Genomic DNA, 1,159 nt, shown 5'->3' on the forward strand with positions numbered 1-1,159 from the left:
GTAATTATTATAGTCAACTGCAAATCTAGATGTTCCCCAGCCAGTTTCAAGGATTGCTTGAGCAATTACTAGACTTTTAGGTGCTATATTAACTTTTGTAACTAAAGCATTAACTTGCTCTTGTAACGTCTTAGCATTCCATATTTTATAGAAGGAAGTATATTTTTTAATTTTTGTTTTTTGATTTTCATCTAAATCTTCTTTACTATTAAGAATTTCTTGTAGTTTCATAATAGTTTTTCTTTGTTTACATAACTCTTGATTAGCTTCATCTATTTCTTTTGACATAAATTCTATAAAGACTTTTTTCTTTTCAGATACATCTTTAATATCTCTAAAGTCAGGTTTATAAGTTCCTGCCGGTATTGGAGGAGTTTCCAAATGATATTTATCAGAACTTGCAAAACTTATATTTATGAAAAATATAGTTAAAACAAAAAAATACTTGCCTAAATTGATTGTATTCATAATTTATATTATCTAAGATTAATTTTATTTGAATACAATTGTAACAATATATATAGAGTATTAGTATATTTATATTTTATAAGAATTTAATCCTCATAAATTAATATGTCTCCTGGTTGGCAACCTAGATACTTACAAATTGCTTCTAGAGTAGAAAATCTAATAGCTTTTGCTTTTTCGTTTTTTAATATTGATAAGTTTTGCTCTGTAATTCCAATAGCTTTTGCTAAATCTTTAGATTTAATTTGTTTATCAAGCATTATTCTTGCTAAGTCAATTCTTATAGACATCTAAATATCCTTAAATTGTTAAATCATTTTCTTCAGCAAGTTCATGAGCTTTTTGCATAACTTTTGATATTGTTATAATCACTCCCCCACATAATAATGCTAGAATTTCGTTAGTACCAATTGATACACTTACGAAACGTTCACCTACAGGATTATGATAACTTAGAGTCAATGATATTAAAGGCTCAAAAATGATTTGAGCAAAAAAATAATATACCAACCCCCATCCTAATCTTTTGTATATCAAAACTACTCTAGAAGAAAAAACCTCAAGCTTTTCATAACACGTAAATAATTTGACTAAAAGAGCGATTATATAAAGTATTACTGAAACTGGTATCAAGCTAACTAAAAGTCCTATAATTCTAGTATCTAAAGCTATTGGTTGTGACATTTGATCG

Annotated in this window: 3 protein-coding genes; all 3 read right to left on the reverse strand. The window is 26.8% G+C overall.

The window, feature by feature from the left end; translation table 11 throughout:
* On the reverse strand, positions 1-468 hold a 468-nt coding region (locus FQ699_RS09870; RefSeq protein ID WP_257217896.1), incomplete at its 3' end, for a glucosaminidase domain-containing protein.
* An 86-nt stretch (positions 469-554) separates the two neighbouring features.
* Positions 555-758, reverse strand: a complete 204-nt coding sequence (locus FQ699_RS09655; RefSeq protein WP_146421349.1) for a helix-turn-helix domain-containing protein — start codon at positions 756-758, stop codon at positions 555-557.
* A gap of 10 nt (positions 759-768) precedes the next feature.
* Positions 769-1,159 (reverse strand): DUF2975 domain-containing protein (locus FQ699_RS09660; RefSeq protein WP_146422133.1); only part of this gene is annotated, 391 nt, incomplete at its 5' end.

It is taken from the genome of Francisella salimarina, from assembly GCF_007923265.1.
Taxonomy (GTDB): Bacteria; Pseudomonadota; Gammaproteobacteria; order Francisellales; family Francisellaceae; genus Francisella; species Francisella salimarina.